This is a genomic window from Cetobacterium somerae ATCC BAA-474, from assembly GCF_000479045.1.
GTDB classification, from domain to species: Bacteria; Fusobacteriota; Fusobacteriia; order Fusobacteriales; family Fusobacteriaceae; genus Cetobacterium_A; species Cetobacterium_A somerae.
Map to the genome: position 1 here is coordinate 1 of NZ_KI518069.1, position 2,943 is coordinate 2,943.

A 2,943-nucleotide genomic window follows, 5' to 3' on the forward strand; every position below is an offset into this window, starting at 1 on the left:
ACAGAGAAAAATAGAATAATTAATCTAAAAAATATTTAAAGGAGAGTTTTATGAAATATATTTATCTTATAGGTGGAATTTTAATTCTATTATTAAATCCACTCTATGGAGCTGAATTTGAAGAAAATAATAGAATTTCAAATTTTTTAAAAAAAAATAATATCAACGGTACTTTTGTTCTTTATGATGTTCAAAATGAAACTTTGATTGGACATAACGAAACTCGTGCATTTACTCAATACCAACCTGCTTCTACTTTTAAAATTCCAAATACTCTAATAGGCCTTTCTTTAGGAGTAGTTAAAGATGTAGATACCATTGCTTATAAACATAATGGAAATAAGTTATGGAATAAATCATGGGAAAAAGATGTATCTCTTAGAGAAGCTATGAAATTATCTCACTTACCTGCATATCAACAGTTAGCTCAAAAAATTGGAGTAGTTAGAATGCAAGAGAATATTTCTAAAATGGATTATGGTAATAAAAATATTGGAAAGAATCTTACAACTTTTTGGCTAAGAGGTCCATTAAAAATAAGTGCTATTGAACAGATATTTTTTTAGAAAAACTAGCTAAACGTGAACTTAATTATTCAAAAAATATCCAAGACTCTGTTGTAGAAATTATTAAATTGGATACTGGTGATGATTGGACATTGTATGGTAAAACAGGTTGGGCGACAAGAAACTTAAATAAAAATATGAATCCTACCTTAGGGTGGTTTGTAGGTTGGGTTGAACAAAAGGAAAAACTTTATATTTTTGCCTTAAATATGGATATTAAAGATTCTTCACAGCTTCCTCAACGACAAGAAATAGCTATTGATATTTTAAAAAACGAATTAAATATTTAAAAAATGAAAAAATGGGGGTAAACAGTGAATGCTAAATTGAAAATAATTATTACAATGATAACCTTTGGAACCTTAGGACCTTTTATTAAAAATATAGGCCTTGTTTCCAGTGAAATAGCTTTATATAGAGCCATTATAGCTCTAATGGTTCTTGCAGTATTTATATTGTTCAATAAAAAAATTTCTCAAGTTTCTACTATTAAAAATAATCTTTGGAAATTATTTTTTTCTGGAGGAGCGATGGGGTTTAACTGGATATTACTTTTTGAAGCCTACAACTACACAAGTATCGCTCTAGCAACCCTTTGTTATTACTTTGCTCCTGTTGTCGTTGTTATAATGAGTACTCTCTTTTTTAGAGAAAAACTTACTCTTAAACAAATAATATGTTTTATAGGATCTACAATAGGTCTGATACTTATAATAGGAGTTAGCAGTGGTGGAAAAAGTGATATGACTGGAATTCTATTTGGCCTAGGAGCAGCCGTTCTTTATGCTACAGTAATTTTATTAAATAAATCTATGAAAGGCATCGACGGAATAACAAGAACTATCTTTCAACTTGCTGCAGCAGTTATGGTTCTATTCCCTTATGTTTTTGGTACTGAAGGATTTCATATATCACAGCTTGATAATCTAGGATTAATAAATCTTCTTATTGTTGGAATAGTGCATACTGGAATAGTATATGTTTTATATTTTTCATCACTCTCAGAATTAAGTGGACAAGAAGTATCAGTACTTAGTTATTTAGATCCACTTTTTGCAATTTTAATATCTATTTTGTGGATGGGAGAATCTATAACTCAAACTCAATTATTAGGTGGTGGACTGATTCTTCTATTTACCCTTACAAACGAAATGAAAATTTATAAAAAATCTATTTTAAAAGCAAAATAATAACTATCTTTATGATTGAAAAAAAGTTCAGTAAATACTGGACTTTTTTTAATCTTATAATTTTATTTAATTTCATTTTTAAGTAAAATATTTATGGACTAACTGTGGTAATTAGAATAAAATATTTGTATCTATTTAACAAAACAAATTTTAAATATAATTATTAAGGATTTGAAGAAGATAAAAATAAATTTAGAAGGAATGTGAAATATGAACCAAATTTTAAAGTATATGTATATAGTCAATTATCCAACATTTGAAGAAGAACTTTGTCTATTGGAAATGAGAGCTGTTTTTGGAAAAATACCCGATGAAAAAACTTTATTTTCAAATATAGAATTTAATCCATCTAATAGCCCTTTTATAAAGACTCGTCTAGATATTATCCACGAGAAAGATACTATAGAAGAACTTTTAGCTGAAATAAATAAAGATACAACAGTTTATGATAATTTTAAACTAGAGTATGTAAGATTAAATAATAACAATAATATTTCTTATGAAGAAAGATTAGATTTAATAAAAAAACTTTCTATGAATATTATAGGTACTCACAATTTTAAAAATCCTGAATTTAATTTTGGTGTAACTAAAGTTGACGGTAAATGGTTGTTTGGTATCGATAATAAAAATAACTATGAATGGCATGCTCATGATAATAAACCTTGTTCTTATTCTAATTCATTAGGTGTTAAAGTTGCTAAAGCTGTTGTTAATATTGCTAACAATGGTTTAAAGGAAAAGACTATTATAGACCCTTGTTGTGGAGTTGGAACTACAATAGTTGAAGCACTAGATGCTGGTTATCAGATAGAGGGTTATGAAATTAATAAACATATTGCTAAAAATGCAAATATTAATTTAGAATTTTATGGATTTCAACCCATCGTTGTAAATGACGATATGCACAACATAAAAAAGAAGTATGATAGTTCTATAATTGATATTCCCTATGGTCTTTTTAGTCATACTTCTGAAGATGAACAACAAGATATAATTAATACCGCTCGAAGAATTTCAAATAAAATAATTTTAATCTCTTTTGAAGAACATGATTCAATGATAGCTAAGGCTGGATTTAAAATAATTGATAGGTGTGTTGTTACAAAGGGAAGATTTAAAAGATTTATAGTGGTCGCTGAATAATTTTTTATTTATTATTAAAATATTAAAAAAATAAATTAAAT

4 protein-coding genes are annotated in these 2,943 nt (G+C 26.9%); all 4 read left to right on the forward strand.

Going from position 1 to position 2,943, the window contains the following annotated elements; translation table 11 throughout:
* The first annotated feature begins 50 nt into the window (after window positions 1-50).
* The 4 genes from HMPREF0202_RS15575 to HMPREF0202_RS01200 all read left to right on the forward strand — a co-directional run bounded on the left by HMPREF0202_RS15575 (window position 51) and on the right by HMPREF0202_RS01200 (window position 2,902).
* The gene (locus tag HMPREF0202_RS15575; RefSeq protein ID WP_023051639.1) at window positions 51-566 is read left to right on the forward strand and encodes a penicillin-binding transpeptidase domain-containing protein; all 516 of its coding nucleotides are present in this window, start codon (window positions 51-53) and stop codon (window positions 564-566) included.
* A complete protein-coding gene (locus HMPREF0202_RS15580; protein WP_084537603.1) occupies window positions 557-856 on the forward strand; it encodes a penicillin-binding transpeptidase domain-containing protein in 300 nt (99 codons plus the stop codon). The genes HMPREF0202_RS15575 and HMPREF0202_RS15580 overlap by 10 nt, the downstream gene beginning before the upstream one ends.
* Before the next feature lie 24 nt (window positions 857-880).
* On the forward strand, window positions 881-1,756 hold the full coding sequence (locus tag HMPREF0202_RS01195; protein ID WP_023051641.1) for a DMT family transporter: 876 nt from the start codon (window positions 881-883) through the stop codon (window positions 1,754-1,756).
* 210 nt (window positions 1,757-1,966) lie between these two features.
* Window positions 1,967-2,902, forward strand: a complete 936-nt coding sequence (locus HMPREF0202_RS01200) for a TRM11 family SAM-dependent methyltransferase (RefSeq protein ID WP_023051642.1) — start codon at window positions 1,967-1,969, stop codon at window positions 2,900-2,902.
* The last annotated feature ends 41 nt before the right edge of the window (window positions 2,903-2,943 follow it).

What these genes read in the sequence shown, in the direction of transcription:
- HMPREF0202_RS15575 (WP_023051639.1), top strand. Translation starts at nt 51, where the DNA reads ATGAAATATATTTATCTTATAGGTGGAATTTTAATTCTATTATTAAAT.
- HMPREF0202_RS01200 (WP_023051642.1), top strand. Translation starts at nt 1,967, where the DNA reads ATGAACCAAATTTTAAAGTATATGTATATAGTCAATTATCCAACATTT.